This is a genomic window from Pseudomonas sp. SGAir0191, from assembly GCF_002812565.2.
Taxonomy (GTDB): Bacteria; Pseudomonadota; Gammaproteobacteria; order Pseudomonadales; family Pseudomonadaceae; genus Aquipseudomonas; species Aquipseudomonas parafulva_B.
The window spans coordinates 3149658-3164986 of record NZ_CP025035.2 but is presented as its reverse complement, the minus strand read 5'-3'; the positions used below and the strand labels follow the sequence as shown (position 1 = coordinate 3164986).

At 61.7% G+C, this 15329-nt stretch carries 15 protein-coding genes and 1 tRNA gene; 12 read left to right on the top strand and 4 right to left on the bottom strand.

Going from position 1 to position 15329, the window contains the following annotated elements; all coding sequences use genetic code 11:
• Positions 1-143: 143 nt before the first annotated feature.
• Positions 144-407 carry a DUF3077 domain-containing protein gene (locus CWR53_RS14200; protein ID WP_058605078.1) on the top strand — a complete coding sequence of 88 codons (264 nt, stop codon included), beginning with the start codon at positions 144-146 and terminating at the stop codon, positions 405-407.
• A gap of 183 nt (positions 408-590) precedes the next feature.
• Here CWR53_RS14200 and aceA read toward each other — a convergent pair whose 3' ends face one another.
• On the bottom strand, positions 591-1916 hold the full coding sequence (gene aceA, locus CWR53_RS14195) for an isocitrate lyase (RefSeq protein WP_100851906.1): 1326 nt from the start codon (positions 1914-1916) through the stop codon (positions 591-593).
• Positions 1917-2401: 485 nt separating this feature from the next.
• Positions 2402-3136 (bottom strand): secretin N-terminal domain-containing protein, encoded by a 735-nt coding sequence (locus CWR53_RS14190; RefSeq protein ID WP_100851905.1) that lies wholly within the window; start codon positions 3134-3136, stop codon positions 2402-2404.
• Positions 3137-3343: 207 nt separating this feature from the next.
• On the opposite strand from CWR53_RS14190, the gene CWR53_RS14185 reads away from it, so the two are divergent.
• Positions 3344-5053: a S8/S53 family peptidase gene (locus CWR53_RS14185; RefSeq protein WP_100851904.1), complete on the top strand. Its 1710-nt coding sequence runs from the start codon at positions 3344-3346 to the stop codon at positions 5051-5053.
• A gap of 85 nt (positions 5054-5138) precedes the next feature.
• Positions 5139-6581: a SulP family inorganic anion transporter gene (locus CWR53_RS14180; RefSeq protein ID WP_100851903.1), complete on the top strand. Its 1443-nt coding sequence runs from the start codon at positions 5139-5141 to the stop codon at positions 6579-6581.
• A 36-nt stretch (positions 6582-6617) separates the two neighbouring features.
• On the opposite strand, the gene CWR53_RS14175 is transcribed toward CWR53_RS14180, so the two are convergent.
• Positions 6618-7043, bottom strand: coding sequence for a hypothetical protein (locus CWR53_RS14175; protein WP_100851902.1), 426 nt, complete (start codon positions 7041-7043; stop codon positions 6618-6620).
• Positions 7044-7220: 177 nt separating this feature from the next.
• Here CWR53_RS14175 and CWR53_RS14170 point away from each other — a divergent pair, with 177 nt between their 5' ends.
• Positions 7221-7523: a hypothetical protein gene (locus CWR53_RS14170; RefSeq protein ID WP_027916244.1), complete on the top strand. Its 303-nt coding sequence runs from the start codon at positions 7221-7223 to the stop codon at positions 7521-7523.
• 8 nt (positions 7524-7531) lie between these two features.
• Here CWR53_RS14170 and CWR53_RS14165 read toward each other — a convergent pair whose 3' ends face one another.
• Positions 7532-8785: an aspartate aminotransferase family protein gene (locus CWR53_RS14165; RefSeq protein ID WP_100851901.1), complete on the bottom strand. Its 1254-nt coding sequence runs from the start codon at positions 8783-8785 to the stop codon at positions 7532-7534.
• Between the two features lie 333 nt (positions 8786-9118).
• Here CWR53_RS14165 and CWR53_RS14160 point away from each other — a divergent pair, with 333 nt between their 5' ends.
• The 8 genes from CWR53_RS14160 to CWR53_RS14125 all read left to right on the top strand — a co-directional run bounded on the left by CWR53_RS14160 (position 9119) and on the right by CWR53_RS14125 (position 15307).
• Positions 9119-10501, top strand: a complete 1383-nt coding sequence (locus CWR53_RS14160; RefSeq protein WP_100851900.1) for an amino acid permease — start codon at positions 9119-9121, stop codon at positions 10499-10501.
• 57 nt (positions 10502-10558) lie between these two features.
• Entirely contained in the window at positions 10559-11056 is a 498-nt protein-coding gene (locus CWR53_RS14155) for a PaaI family thioesterase (protein ID WP_100851899.1), read from the top strand.
• A gap of 37 nt (positions 11057-11093) precedes the next feature.
• Positions 11094-11543, top strand: coding sequence for a GNAT family N-acetyltransferase (locus CWR53_RS14150; protein ID WP_100851898.1), 450 nt, complete (start codon positions 11094-11096; stop codon positions 11541-11543).
• Between the two features lie 109 nt (positions 11544-11652).
• Entirely contained in the window at positions 11653-12042 is a 390-nt protein-coding gene (locus CWR53_RS14145) for a helix-turn-helix domain-containing protein (RefSeq protein WP_058605069.1), read from the top strand.
• Positions 12043-12105: 63 nt separating this feature from the next.
• Positions 12106-12744, top strand: coding sequence for a UvrY/SirA/GacA family response regulator transcription factor (uvrY, locus tag CWR53_RS14140; RefSeq protein ID WP_027916239.1), 639 nt, complete (start codon positions 12106-12108; stop codon positions 12742-12744).
• A gap of 5 nt (positions 12745-12749) precedes the next feature.
• The gene (uvrC, locus tag CWR53_RS14135; protein ID WP_058605068.1) at positions 12750-14573 is read left to right on the top strand and encodes an excinuclease ABC subunit UvrC; all 1824 of its coding nucleotides are present in this window, start codon (positions 12750-12752) and stop codon (positions 14571-14573) included.
• 33 nt (positions 14574-14606) lie between these two features.
• Positions 14607-15167, top strand: a complete 561-nt coding sequence (gene pgsA, locus CWR53_RS14130) for a CDP-diacylglycerol--glycerol-3-phosphate 3-phosphatidyltransferase (RefSeq protein ID WP_023534788.1) — start codon at positions 14607-14609, stop codon at positions 15165-15167.
• Positions 15168-15231: 64 nt separating this feature from the next.
• A tRNA-Gly gene (locus CWR53_RS14125) sits at positions 15232-15307 on the top strand.
• Positions 15308-15329 lie beyond the last annotated feature (22 nt).

Sequence of the window (15329 nt, the reverse complement as noted above, 5' to 3'; positions counted from 1 at the left end):
TGTGTAGCGACAGCCGGCCTTTGGCGGGTAAATCCACGCCTACGCAATCACCGCAGCCTGCAATGTTCCACATTGACGGCGGGAGCGGGTCTGCCCGCATCAGGGGCCGGCCATGCAGTCAGAAATTTCCAGGGGATTCAACCATGACCACAGAAGACACCCAGTTCACCGTCGGTCAAACAACGTTTTGCCAAGGTGAAAACGGCACGCACGCGTTGTTTCGCATCGAGCCCGGGATACCGTGCCGGGATGCTCGCGAGCAGTCTTCAGAGTTGATGGGTTACGTTCGCGAACTGACCATCATCGGCTTGACGGAGGACAGGCCAATGATGATCTGGGCGGCCCACTACCTCAGCGCCATGGCCAAGGCATTGATGGATGACGCCGAGCTGGGCATGGCGCACTGAGGTACTGTGCGGTCACATGTCTAGATGCAGTTTTGCATGGCGAGAGCTCAGCTGGCAGCTGAGTAGTCATTGCTTGATGCCTGCATGCCGTTGCAGGTGCAGTGTATGCCTGCTTGTGTCAGGTGCATGAGACAAAGCCCCAAGCTTAGGAAGCTTGGGGCTTTGTTCGATTGCAACCCATTATCAGTGGAACTGCTCTTCCTCAGTCGAACCGGTGAGCGCAGTCACCGACGAAGCCCCGCCCTGAATCACGGTGGTCATGTCATCGAAGTAGCCCGTACCCACTTCCTGCTGATGCGCCACGAAGGTATAACCCTTGCTGGCGTCGGCGAACTCCTGCTCCTGCAACTTCACGTAGGCGGTCATGTCGTTGCGGGCGTAGTCGTGCGCCAGGTTGAACATGCCATGCCACATGTTGTGGATGCCGGCCAGGGTGATGAACTGGTGCTTGTAGCCCATGGCCGAAAGCTCACGCTGGAATTTAGCGATGGTGGCGTCGTCCAGGTTCTTCTTCCAGTTGAACGAAGGCGAGCAGTTGTACGACAGGATCTGGTCCGGATACTCCTTCTTGATCGCTTCGGCGAAGCGGCGGGCTTCGTCCAGATCCGGCTTGGCGGTTTCGCACCAGATCAGGTCGGCGTACGGGGCGTAGGCCAGGCCGCGGGCGATGGCCTGGTCTAGCCCTGCGCGCACTTTGTAGAAGCCTTCGCGGGTGCGCTCGCCGATCACGAACGGCTGATCGTAGGGGTCGCAGTCACTGGTCAGCAGGTCGGCAGCGTTAGCGTCGGTACGGGCAAGGATGATCGTTGGTACGCCCGAAACGTCGGCTGCCAGGCGCGCGGCGACCAGCTTTTGCACGGCTTCCTGGGTCGGCACCAGCACCTTGCCGCCCATGTGACCGCATTTTTTCACCGAGGCCAGCTGGTCTTCGAAGTGCACGCCTGCAGCGCCTGCTTCGATCATGTTCTTCATCAGCTCGTAGGCGTTGAGCACGCCGCCAAAACCGGCTTCGGCATCCGCCACGATGGGCGCGAAGTAGTCGATGTAGCCTTCATCGCCTGGGTTCTTGCCAGCCTTCCACTGAATCTGGTCGGCGCGGCGGAAGGAGTTGTTGATGCGCTTGACCACCGTCGGCACGGAGTCGACCGGGTACAGCGACTGGTCGGGGTACATGGACTCGGCGGAGTTGTTGTCGGCAGCTACCTGCCAGCCTGACAGGTAGATGGCCTGGATGCCTGCCTTGACCTGCTGCACGGCCTGGCCGCCGGTGAGGGCGCCCATGCAGTTGACGAAATCTTTTTCCGGGCGGAACGATGGATGTGCACCTTGGGTAACCAGCTTCCACAGCTTTTCTGCACCCAGGCGGGCCAGGGTGTGCTCCGGCTGCAGGGAGCCACGCAGGCGAACGACATCGGCGGCGGTGTAGGTACGGGTCACGCCTTTCCAGCGCGGGTTTTCGGCCCAGTCTTTCTCAAGGGCTGCAATTTGCTGATCGCGTGTCAGTGCCATGGAAGTAAACCTCGTCGCATCGATCTTGGGTTAATTGTGCGGATGCTCGGGGCAGATCAGGGCGCTGGCGGCAGTCCTGTTCAAGCGGGTGCGGCGGCAGCGGGCAAGGATGAGGGGCAAGGCGGGCAGTCAGGTCCATCGGTGCCCCGGCAGGTCGGCTCGTGGATGCCTCGCTGCGGTGCTACGCGAATGCTGTGACGGCGGTGACGCACTTGAGTCCCTCGCAACCACTTGCTCGTTGCAGTCGCCACCTCGTCGAACCGCCTTGTGGGCTGTACGGACACAGGGCGCCTCCAAGGTGCCAGAGGGCGCCCCGAAGGCCCTTGCCAGGGCCCCTGATTAGCGGGAGCGAGGCCATCATGCCCTCGTGAAAAAGTACCTGTCAAACGTTTTGTAGTGCTTTTTTAGGTCTACTACATCTTTGGTCTAATACGACTCATCAGTCAGTTCAGAGGCCTTTGGTCGAGGCCGCAGGCTGTCTGGGATCAGTCCAAAACATCGACTTTCACCCGCACTGTCATGTTTTTTCCCCGCTCGGTGCTGTAGATATGGCTTGCGCTGCTGAAACCGGCCTGGCTCTGCTGGTTGTACCCGGCCATATCAATCCACTCGCCAACCTTGCCGGTCAGGGTTGTGTCGGTGCTTTGAACATCCACTACATCTGCACGTTCGCGGCTGATACGATCATTATTGGTGCTGATCTGTAGGCGAACGGTGTCCCCAGTAAGCATCGGCGTTACGTAAAAACCTTGGGTTACATTGCGGTATTGGGTGTCGCTCTGCACGCGCCCGTATCCATCGGTGCTGGAGCTGGTGACGGGGATGCTCTGGCCGACCTGGATCAGCGCTGGTTGGCCTTCGCTTGCCTGGATCTGCTGTACGCCGCCGTCGCGGTTGGAGGTGCCGTGGCGGATGATCCTGGCGTTGCCGCGGGTATCCTGAAATTGGCTGTCGCTGGTGTCGACGCTGATCAGCAAGCGCTTGGCGGCCGTGTCCAGTTGCTTGAGCACATTACGCAGCTCGCCGATGCGTTGTGGGCTGGCATTGACGATGAGCTTGTTCTCGAAGGCACTGACGGTGCCGTCCTGGCCGATGAAGGCTTGCGCGGGCGCCAGCAATTCGGCGCTGCTGCGGTGCTGCAGCGGCACGACCTCAGTCTCGGCCTGTGCGGCCAGGCTGGCCAGCATTGCCAACGAGATGAAAAGCGGGCGTGTGGACATGGGCAGGTCTCCGTAAAAGGTGAGTGTAATCGCTGCATCGGCAGCGCCTGGACTTCCTGAGCTATTTCGCAGCAATTAATTCCTGGATCGTCAGTGGTGCCATCTTGGACCTCGGCTTCCACAAGGAGGGTCCCGAAGGACAGGGCAGCGGCTGAACCTTGGCAGGGGTCGTGGGTCGCAATCACAGGCCATCCGGGGGCGACTATCATGAAACGCTGGTTCATCGTATGGGGGTGCTTGTGGAGCGCCGGTTTGCAGGCAGCGCCTGATACACTGCGCATCCAGCAACTGCAACGCTGCGGTGATGTATTGAGTACTGAGCGCCAGCAATGGTGCCTGCGCGTGACGGGGCTGGGTGAACAGCCGCCAACATTCAAGGTTGGGGGTGTGACAGTGCCTGCTAAAGCGTTGGAGCGCCAAGCCGACACGTTCACGCTGACCCTTGAACACCGGCCTGGGCCGAGTGCGCCGTTGTGGCTGGAGGTCAACGGGCAGGCCAGCAACTCCGTATGGTTGACCCGTCAGCGCAGCCATGTGGTCGCCGCAGGCCCCGATGAAGTGGCCAAGAACATGGACGGCCTGACCACCTACCTGAATCTGGTCAGTGTGCTGGTAGAAGAGAAATACGACGGTCTGCAGGAGGCCAGGCGCATTGCCGAAAAGTACGGCGCGCAGGTGGTGGGCGCCATAGCGCCGCTGAACGTCTACCAGTTGCGCTTGCCGGTGCACGATCTGGTGCAACGGGACGCCATGATCCTGCGCATGGGTACGGAGGTCAGTGTCGATGCAGTGATCGTCGAAGAGTCGGCTCCCGAACGGGGCGAGGAGGGGGACGACCGCGCCGAGCCGGCTATCACCCAGGCGGATGAATGGGCCGCCAACCGCTTCATGGACGCCTTGTACTACTATCAGCGCCGCATTCCTGCTTCCAGAATCCCTGTCCAGCCTGTGCGTGTCGGGGTGATTGAAAGGGGTGTGGACTTCGATGCGGCTGGCTTCACGCGTTATCGCGGCGCCTGCGAGCACGGGCAGACGTGCGTGTATGCCAGGGACGGCAGCGCGTCTGCTAGCCATGGCACCCATGTGGCGGGGATCTTCGCCGCTCAGGACGAGGGTTTTCTCGCTGGGCTGGGCAAGGCAAGCCCGGGGTTCGATGTGATCGTCGACCGTAATTCCGACGCCGGTATCACGGCCAATATCGCCGCATCCGTCAACCTGGTGCAGGACGGTGTGCGGGTGCTGAACTGGAGTTGGGGCATTCACCGGGTAGGTGCGCGTAACATCAAGGGGGATGAGGTCGATTCGCTGGTCCGTTCCGGGCTGGCAATGAGCGGTTATGAAGAGCTGCTGGAGGAGTTTTTCCTGTGGCTGCGGGCCAAGCATCCGGATGTGATTGTGGTGAATTCCGCGGGTAATGGGGCTTCGTGGTCGGGCACGGACGAATACCGATTGCCGTCGTCCTTCGTCACTGAACAGCTGCTGGTGGTGGGCGGCCATCAGCGCAGTGAGCACGCCGTACCCGTCAGTGACCCGCGGCATGTGCGCAAGCGCCACAGCTCCAACATCGACAGCCGTGTGGATGTCAGCGCCGCCGCATGCCTGCGCCCCTCCGGCGAAGCCAAACCCCATTGCGGCACGTCCTATGCCACGCCTTTGGTGGCGGCCACCGTGGCCGCGATGCTGTCGATCAACCCGGCGCTGACCCCGACGCAGGTGCGTATGCTGCTACGTCGCAGTGCGCTGACCCTTGGCGAGCAGCAGGATTTCGAGGCGATGGATGCCGAGGACTTGACTGCCCCCATTTTGCCGTCGGAGCGAGGCGGGCGCCTGGATGACCCGGACCTCGGGCGTTCTGCACGTCTGGACATGCAGCGTGCCCTGGATTTGGCGGTGCAGAGTCGCGATCGGGTGCGCTGATCGGTGGCTCCTGCCTGACAAATTCCGTAACATCGCGCCTTTGTTTTCGCACTCCGTCCGTTCTGGACCGTCACCCAGGAATTCCATGAAACCCGCTCGCCTACGTGCCGACCTGCTGGCCGGCTTGACCACCTCGTTTGCCCTCGTGCCCGAATGCATCGCGTTCGCTTTGGTGGCACACCTCAACCCATTGATGGGCCTTTATGGCGCATTCGTCATTTGCACGCTGACCGCGCTGTTCGGCGGCCGGCCGGGGATGATTTCCGGTGCTGCCGGCTCGATGGCCGTCGTGATCGTCGCACTGGTGGTGCAGCACGGCGCGCAATACTTGCTAGCGACGGTGTTGCTCGGGGGCGTGGTGATGATCCTCTTCGGCGTATTGCGCCTGGGCAAGCTGGTCAGGCTGGTGCCGTACCCGGTAATGCTCGGCTTCGTCAATGGTCTTGCGATCGTCATTGCCATGGCCCAGCTTGAGCATTTCAAGCAAGGCGAGCGCTGGCTGAACGGGGCGTCCTTGTACCTGATGGTCGGCCTGGTGGCCTTGACGATGGCGGTGGTCTACATCCTGCCCAAGCTCACCCGTGCTGTGCCTCCGGCGTTGGTTGCGATCCTGGGTGTAGGCCTGTTGGTGTACCTGTTCGACCTGCCGACCCGGACCCTGGGTGACATGGCCCACATTGCCGGTGGCCTTCCGGAGCTGGCCTGGCCGCCGGTGCCCTGGACCCTTGAAACATTGCAGATCATTGCCCCTTATGCCGTATTGATGGCCATGGTGGGCCTGCTCGAAACCCTGCTCACCCTCAACCTGACGGACGAGATCACCGAAAGCCGCGGCTTTCCGGACCGCGAGTGCGTGGCGCTTGGGGCGGCCAATATGGTGTCGGGATTGTGCGGCGGCATGGGTGGATGCGCCATGATCGGTCAGACGGTAATCAACCTCAGTTCCGGTGGGCGAGGGCGGCTGTCCGGGGTGATGGCCGGGGTGATGATCCTGTTGTTCGTGCTGTTTCTTTCGCCATTGATCGAACGTATCCCCTTGGCGGCCCTGGTGGGTGTCATGTTCGTGGTCGCGCAACAGACGTTCGCCTGGGCGTCGCTGCGGGTGCTGCACAAGGTGCCGGTGAACGACATGCTGGCGATCATCGCCGTCACCGTGGTGACTGTGTTCACCGACTTGGCCATGGCCGTGCTGTTCGGCATCGTGATCGCGGCGGTGAACTTTGCCTGGCAGCATGCGCGCGAACTGTACGCCGACAGCCATGAGGACGAGCACGGGCACAAACGTTATCAGGTGCACGGCACCTTGTTCTTCGCCTCGACCGCGCCGTTCCTGAACCAGTTCGACCCGGCCAATGACCCAGCCGACGTGACCTTGGACTGCCAGCACCTGAGCTTTGTGGACTATTCGGCCATTGCCGCGCTGAAAACCTTGCGTGAGCGCTATGCCAAGGCCGGCAAGCACCTGCGGGTGGTGCATTTGTCCGAGCGTTGCAAGAAGCTGCTCAAGCGGGCCGGCGAACAGCACTGAGGCGGTGGCCCGCCGCATGGGCCGCAGGCCAGAGCTTTAGTCAGCCGGGGCCTGCAGGTGCCACTGTCCGTCTGCTTCACGGACCAGCCCGCTGGCGGGCAGCAGGGCGAGCAGGCGCGGGTGCAGCGCTGCATCCGTGAAGGTCTGTACGGTGGCCAGGTCGAGGATGCCGGACAGCGTCAGATCCACCTTGGTGTACGACAGCCAGGCCTTTTTCAGGACTTGCGCCACGTCGCTGGCGGCGGTACTGGCGAAGCGGCGATGCCATGGCCGGCCGTCGAACGAGAACGTGTGCGCCAGGGCGTAGGTCGTCTGGTCGGCGCCTTCAAGGCAACGGTGGCAGCGGCAGGGCCCCTCGCCAAACGCATTGCGCAGGTAGCTGTTGAAATCCACCACCGGCTTGAGGGACAGGCGTTTGTCGACGTCGAACAGGTCGGCGATCATGGGTTCTTCAGCGCTCACTCGGGATCCTCGTATGCTAGGGCGTGTATCGGCCGGCACCCTAACAGATCGTTGCAGGCAGATCACCTGTGTTGGTCTGCACCGCGGCGGTTCGGCAGGCGAACGCTAGAGACAAGGGGCGGCGGCTGCCGTACTCTACGCGCCCCTATGCCCACCCACGTTTCGAGGTAGACCCGCTTGAGCAACCAGTACCCGTACATCGCCACCATCACCATCAGCGCCGAAGACCGAGGCGGCGACATCGAAGCCTCGGAAAACGCCAGCATGCGCGTGGGCCTGGAAGCGGTGACCGAGACCCTCAAGAAGGTGCATTTCGTCGGTACGCTGGCCGCTCCGGAAAAGAACGCCACGCACATCTGCGTGACACTGGAGAATGGCCTGACCTACTACGGCCCGATCGTCAATGGCCACGCCGAACTCGAAGGCGGCTGGATTGCCTTCGAGTCCGATATGCTTACCCCGCAAGAGCTGGGTCTCTAAGCCCCTCTTCAGGAGCCAAGCTCGGCAAGGCACTGCTCGAGAATATCCAAGCCTTCCTCGAGCACGTAGGCCTCGATGGTCAGCGGTGCCAGCAGGCGGATGATGTGCCGTGCCTTGCCGCTGGGCATCAGCAACAGCCCCCTGGCGCGTGCCGCTTCCATCACCTTGCTCAGTTGCGCCGGTGCCGGGCTGCCGTCGGCATTGACGAACTCGATCCCGCGCATGGCGCCGACGCCGGTCAAGCGGCCGATGAACGGGCTCAGGCCTGTAGCCTTCCAGTGCTCGAAGCGGCGCACGATTGCCTGTTCCTGGCGTTCGCCCCAAGTCGCGATATTCTCGTCGGTCATCTGTGCCAGGCTGGCCAGGGCCGCTGCGCAGGCGATCGGGTTGCCTGAATAAGTGCCACCCAGGCCGCCCTTGGGCAGCGCTGCCATCAGTTCCTTGCGCCCGACCACCGCACCCAGCGGCATGCCGCCGGCAATGCTTTTGGCCAACAGCAGCAGATCGGGCTCAAGCCCTAAACGTGGGAAGGCGAAGCGCTGGCCGGTACGCCCGAAGCCCGACTGGATCTCGTCGATGATGATCAGGATGCCATGCTCGTCGCAGAAACGGCGCAGGGCCTGGGCGAACGTTGGGTCAAGGGCGAGGAACCCGCCTTCACCTTGCACCGGCTCGAAGATGAACGCCGCCACGTCCTCCACCGCCAGCTCGACGCTGAACAGGCGGTCCATGGCCTTGAGGGCCTGTTCGCAGGTAACCCCGGTGTCGGCGCTGGGGTAGGGCAGGTGGTACACCGGCCCCGGCAGCTCGCCAACCCGCTGCTTGTAAGGGGCGACCTTGCCATTGAGGTTCAGGGTGGCCAGGGTACGGCCATGGAAGCCGCCATCGAAGGCGATGATGGCGCGCTTGCCGGTCGCTGCGCGGGCCACTTTCAAGGCGTTTTCGGCCGCCTCCGCGCCGCTGTTGGTCAGCATGCCGGCCACCGGGTAATCGACCGGGATGAATTGGCTCAGTTGCGCCATCAGCTCAAGGTAAGGGGCATGTGGGGCTGCGTTGAAGGCGTAGTGAGTCAGGCGGCTGGCTTGTTCCTGTATGGCCTGTACGACCGCCGGATTGCAATGGCCCAGGTTCAGCACGCCAATGCCGCCTACAAAATCGATGTAGCGTTTCCCTTGGTCGTCCCATACCTCGGCGTTGCGGCCATGTGAAAGGGTGATGGGATGAACGATGGCGATGGATTGGCTGATGCAGTCGTGGTTCATGAGGCGGGGACCTGTGGGCGATGTACTGCCTATCCAAGCGCGTAGGGTCAGGGGGTGCAAACGAATTATTGGATTGGTTTCATTCCTACGGTTCTTGATGTGTTCGACGCTGTAACCAGTGGTGCACTGGTCATGCTCCTTGAACATCATGATTCACCCTTTTGCAAGGGAGGCTCATACGCCGTGCTAGGGGACGTAATCCACATAGGCGAGCGCTTAATCATTCCCTCAAGGAATTACGTACTGATAAAACGTCGTTTGTGACACCTCTGGCAAGTCTCAATACTGACCCGGATCAAAAAATGACCGTGCGATCCAGTCAGAGGGTTCAACATGGCTTCCCCGAACAACAAGAAACAGCGTTCCTTGCAACATGGCCTGACGTCCCGTCAGGTATCGATGATTTCCATTGCCGGCATCATTGGCGCCGGGCTGTTCATTGGCTCCTCCAACGCCATCGCCACGGCAGGCCCGGCGATCCTCATTTCCTATGCCATGACCGGGCTGCTGGTGTTGCTGGTGATGCGCATGCTGGGCGAGATGGCCATCGCCAACCCCAATAGCGGTTCTTTTTCCACCTACGCCTCGCAGGCCATCGGCCCGTGGGCGGGCTTTACCATCGGCTGGCTGTACTGGTGGTTCTGGGTGCTAATCATTCCGGTCGAGGCCATCGCCGGCGCTGATATCCTGCATGCCTACTTTCCCGGGGTGCCGTCCTGGCTGTTCGCCTTCCTGATCATGCTCGTGCTATCAGGTACCAACCTGATCAGCGTCAAGAACTTCGGCGCCTTCGAGTACTGGTTCGCGTTGATCAAGGTCGTGGCCATCGTTGCCTTCATCGTCGTATGTACCCTGGCGGTGACTGGCTTCTGGCCCTTGGCCGACGTGTCCGGGGTCAGCCGACTCTGGGATACCGGAGGCTTCATGCCCAACGGCTTTGGCACCGTACTGGGCGGTGTACTGATCACCATCTTTTCGTTCTTCGGCGCGGAGATCGTCACCATCGCTGCCGACGAAACGGCCAACCCCAAGGACAAGATCCGTCGTGCCACCAACCTGGTAGTGTACCGCATCGCGATCTTCTACCTGGCTTCGATCTTCCTGGTGGTTTCGCTGGTGGCCTGGAATGACCCAGGGCTCAAGGCAGTCGGCTCGTTCCAACGGGTCCTTGAGGTGCTGAACGTGCCTGGCGCCAAGCTGCTGGTGGACATGGTGGTGCTGGTGGCCGTGACCAGTTGCATGAACTCGGGGCTGTATACCGCCTCGCGCATGCTGTATTCGCTGGGCGCCCGCGGGCAGGCTCTGCCCATCACCCGGCGCATTGCAGGCTCCGGGGTGCCTACGGTCGCGGTGATCCTCTCGACGTTGGCAGGGTTTGCCGGGTGTCTGGTCAACTATGTGTTCCCAGGCAAGGTGTTCGGCTTTCTGCTGTCCACCACCGGTGCCATCGCGTTGCTGGTGTATCTGGTCATCGCCGTGTCCCAACTGCGCATGCGTGCGCGCGCGGAGCGCGAAGGGCGCTTGCTGGAGCTGAAGATGTGGTTGTTCCCCTGGCTCACCTGGCTGGTGATCGCCACCATCGTCCTGGTGCTGGGGTACATGTTGTTCAGCGATGCCTACCGATACGAGACATTGATGACAGCCGGGGTCACGACGTTCATCCTCGTGGTGGCCCTGGCCAGGCGCCCCGGCAAGGCGAGCCTGCAAACCGCGTGACCTATCTGCTTTAATGAGGGCGTAGCGCGCCCTCATTACAACAAGCACAGGAAGCGTATGAACGATCAAGCCTTGAGCCTGCAGGCAGTGGCTGCCCCGGATGGCATTTGCTATGGCTGTGGCAGCGCCCATCCGCACGGGCTCCGTGTACAAAGCCATTGGGCCGTAGACGGCATTCATCTGATCTGTCGACACACCCCCGACGCTACCTTTACCGGCTGGCCGGGGCTGGTCTATGGCGGATTGCTGGCAATGCTGGTGGACTGCCACTCCAATTGGACGGCCATGGCCTATCACTATCGAAGCGAAGGCCGGGCGCCTGGCAGCTTGCCGCGTATCGATTGCGTCACTGGCCGCCTGGGGCTTGAGTACCTCAAACCGACACCCATGGGGGTTGAGCTGCTGCTCAAGGCTCGAGTCGAGGGAGAAGTGGCACGCAAAAGCCGGGTGATCTGCGAGGTGTGGGCCGATGGGGTGCTCACCGTCAGGGCCGATTCGGTGTTCGTTCGTGTCGATACCGATGCATTGCAGCGCCAAGCCCACGCAAGGGCGTGAGTTCGTTCCGGCCAAGCCGGCCTGAGCGGGAGAGCGCATGATGCTGCAACTCATTCCTGCCACTGACAGTGATCTGACGTTCGCCCGCGACCTGACGCGCCGCCTCATGCTGCCTTATTACCACCGATACGACCTTCTGTGGGTGGAGCAGGCTTTCGACCAGGCCTGGCAGTGGCGCGAGCAGTGGCTAGTGACCGACACCGATACCGACGCCGTGTTGGGTTTCTGCAGCCTCAGCCAGGATAGCCAGGCACTGTTCATCCGTGAGTTGCATTTGCTTCCCGCTTACCAGGGGCAGGGGGTTGGCAGCTGGGTGCTCGAAACGCTCGCACAATGGGCAGCCCAACGGCGCCTGGCGCTGCTCAGGCTGATGGTGTTTCGCACCAACCCGGCGCGCAGGCTTTACCAGCGACGAGGGTTCGTCGAAATGGGCGAGGATGATTGTTTTGTGCGCATGCAGCGCAGGATCGATTGCTCAGGGCAATGATGCCTTGTCCCAGTCGTCCGTCAGCGGCATAGTGCCCTTTGTAAACGAGGCAGCGGTGCGTGCGGACGTGGCGCTGCTCGGAGATACCCAGGGACAAGGAGACGCCCGGATGAATGGAATCGGCCCCCGGCTGCGGGAAGAACGTGAGCGGCTGGGTATGACCCAGCGTGTATTCGGCGATATCGGTGGGGTGGAACCCAACGCGCAGGGCAAATACGAAAGTGGGGAGCGCATGCCACGTGTCGATTACCTGGCTGCGGTAGCGGTCAGGGGGGTTGATGCGCTGTATGTTCTGAACGGGGTACGCACCCCTGTACCCTTGCATGGGCTTAGTGCGCAGGAGTCGGACCTGCTCAACGCGCTTCGGGGCCTGGCTGAGGCCGACAAGGCGGCGATTGTTCACCTGTTGAAACGTCTGTCTGACCACAGGCATGAGCAGCCGGGGCGTATATATTCAGACCCGGGTCGTCAGTCGTTTCTGACGAAAGCAATGCGCTAGGCCGGTCTTGAAAAATTTTGTTAAGGTGGCGTCATACAATCGCCCTGCTGAAGAGGTGTGTGCTTGATTAGGGTCCTAGTGGTCGACGACCACGATCTGGTACGAACCGGTATTACGCGCATGCTGGCCGACATCGACGGCTTGCAGGTGGTAGGTGAAGGGGACTCCGGCGAATCGGCGCTCAAGCTTGCGCGCGAGCTCAAGCCAGACGTTGTGCTGATGGACGTCAAGATGCCTGGCATTGGCGGTCTTGAGGCCACGCGCAAGTTGCTGCGCAGCCACCCTGACATAAAGGTGGTGGCAGTGACCGTGTGTGAAGAAGACCCGTTCCCCACGCGCCTGCTGCAAGCCGGGGCGGCCGGCTACTTGACCAAGGGCGCCGGCCTCGATGAGATGGTCCAGGCCATTCGCCTGGCATTTGCCGGCCAACGCTACATCAGCCCGCAGATCGCCCAGCAGTTGGCGCTCAAGTCGTTCCAGCCACAGGGCTCGCCATTCGATGCGTTGTCCGAGCGTGAAATCCAGATTGCCCTGATGATCGTCGGCTGCCAGAAAGTGCAGATCATTTCCGACAAGTTGTGCCTCTCGCCCAAGACCGTGAATACCTACCGGTACCGGATCTTTGAAAAACTCTCGGTCACCAGCGACGTCGAACTGACATTGCTGGCCGTTCGCCACGGTATGGTTGACGCAAGCCTGTAAACCTCATGTCTGAAGTCTTTGATGCCAGCGCATTCCTGGCGACCTGCAGTGGTCGCCCGGGTGTGTACCGAATGTTCGACGCCGATGCGCGGCTGCTCTACGTGGGCAAGGCCAAGAACCTCAAGAAGCGCCTGGCCAGCTATTTTCGCAAGTCCGGGCTGGCGCCCAAGACCGCCGCACTGGTCAGCCGCATCGCCCAGGTGGAAACCACCATCACCGCCAACGAAACCGAGGCGCTGCTGCTGGAGCAGAACCTGATCAAGGAGTGGCGCCCGCCGTACAACATCCTGCTGCGTGACGACAAATCCTATCCTTATGTATTCCTTTCCGACGGTCAGTTCCCGCGGCTTGGCATTCATCGGGGCGCGAAGAAAGCCAAGGGGCGCTACTTCGGCCCTTACCCAAGTGCCGGGGCCATCCGCGAGAGCCTGAGCGTGCTGCAAAAGACCTTTCTGGTACGGCAATGCGAGGACAGCTACTACGCCAACCGCACCCGTCCATGCCTGCAATACCAGATCAAGCGCTGCAAGGGGCCCTGCACCGGCCTGGTCAGCGCCGAGGAATATGCCGAGGACGTACGCCATTCGGTGATGTTCCTGGAAGGGCGCAGCCAGCAGTTGGGCAATGAGCTCAATGCCGAGATGGAAAAGGCCGCCATGGACCTCAATTTCGAAAAGGCAGCCGAACTGCGCGACCAGATCGGCCTGCTGCGCCGCGTACAGGACCAGCAGTACATCGAAGGGGGCAGTGGCGAAGTCGACGTCATTGCCGCGTTCGTCAACCCCGGCGGCGCTTGCGTCCACATGATCAGCGTCCGTGGCGGGCGTGTGCTAGGGAGCAAGAACTTCTTCCCGCAGGTCGGCATCGAGGAAGACGTTTCCGAGGTGATGGCGGCATTCGTTTCCCAGTACTACGTCGGCAACCCGGAGCGTGAGTTGCCGGGGGAGCTCATCGTGAACGTGGTGCACGAGGACTTCGAGGCCATCACCGAGGCCCTCAATGCTCTACGCGGCCGCGAGCTGACCATCAGCCATCGCGTGCGTGGCACCCGTGCGCGCTGGCAGCAGTTGGCAGTGACCAACGCCGAGCAGGCGCTCAACGCACGCCTGGCTAACCGCCAGCACATGGCAGCACGCTTTGACGCACTGGCCGAAGTACTGGGCCTGGACGAAGTGCCGCAGCGCCTGGAGTGCTACGACATCAGTCATTCCAGTGGCGAGGCGACGGTCGCCAGCTGCGTGGTGTTCGGGCCGGAAGGGCCGATCAAGTCGGACTACCGGCGCTTCAATATCGAGGGCGTCACGGCCGGCGACGACTACGCCGCCATGCACCAGGCCCTGACCCGTCGTTATGGGCGTATCCGCGATGGCGAGGGCAAGCTGCCGGACGTGCTGCTGGTGGACGGAGGCAAGGGCCAGTTGAACATGGCGCGCGATGTGATGCAGGAACTGGGGTTCAGCGAGTTGACCCTGCTTGGCGTGGCCAAAGGCGTGACGCGCAAGGCTGGTTTCGAAACCCTCTACCTGAACGATGTGCACAACGAATTCACCCTCAAGGGTGATTCGCCAGCGCTGCACCTGATCCAGCAGATCCGCGACGAGGCCCACCGCTTCGCGATCACCGGCCATCGTGCCCGTCGCGGCAAGGCCCGGCGGGTGTCGAGCCTGGAGGATGTAGCAGGCGTCGGGCCCAAGCGCAGGCGTGACTTGCTGAAACATTTCGGCGGCCTGCAAGAGCTCAACCGCGCCAGTGTCGACGAGATAGCCAAGGCACCGGGTATCAGTAAAAAGCTTGCCGAGTCGATTTATGCCAGCCTGCATAGCGAGTAGAATGCCGGGTTCAACCCGCGGCCAGTCGTACCGATGAATATTCCAAACCTGCTCACCGTTCTACGCGTTCTGCTCATCCCGATTTTCATCCTGCTGTTCTACATGCCGTTCCATTGGAGCTACATGGCCGCCAGCAGCGTATTTGCCGTCGCCGCCGCCACCGACTGGCTGGATGGCTACCTGGCGCGTCGGTTGCAGCAGAGCACCCCGTTCGGTGCGTTCCTGGACCCGGTGGCCGACAAGCTCATGGTCGCCGTTGCGCTGGTGCTGCTGGTGCAGACCCACGCCAACTTCTGGCTCACCTTGCCGGCTGCGGTCATCATCGGTCGCGAGATTGTGGTGTCGGCGCTGCGCGAGTGGATGGCCGAACTGGGCGCGCGGGCGCACGTGGCCGTGTCCAATCTGGGCAAGTGGAAGACGGCTGCACAAATGCTGGCGTTGGTGATCCTGCTGGGCAACCCGCCAGCGGTAACCTTCTGGGTGATCCTGGGTTATGGGTTGTTGTTAGTCGCGGCGGGCTTGACCTTGTGGTCGATGGTGCATTACCTGGTGGCTGCCTGGCCGCACCTGCGCGAAGGCTCGGAGCAGAAATAAAAGTTTTTTTGAATCAAGGGGTTGACGCCATTTTGGATATCGCTACAATGGCACCCATCACGACGCGGGAATAGCTCAGTTGGTAGAGCACGACCTTGCCAAGGTCGGGGTCGCGAGTTCGAGTCTCGTTTCCCGCTCCAAATATCGGTCTACAGGGGCCCG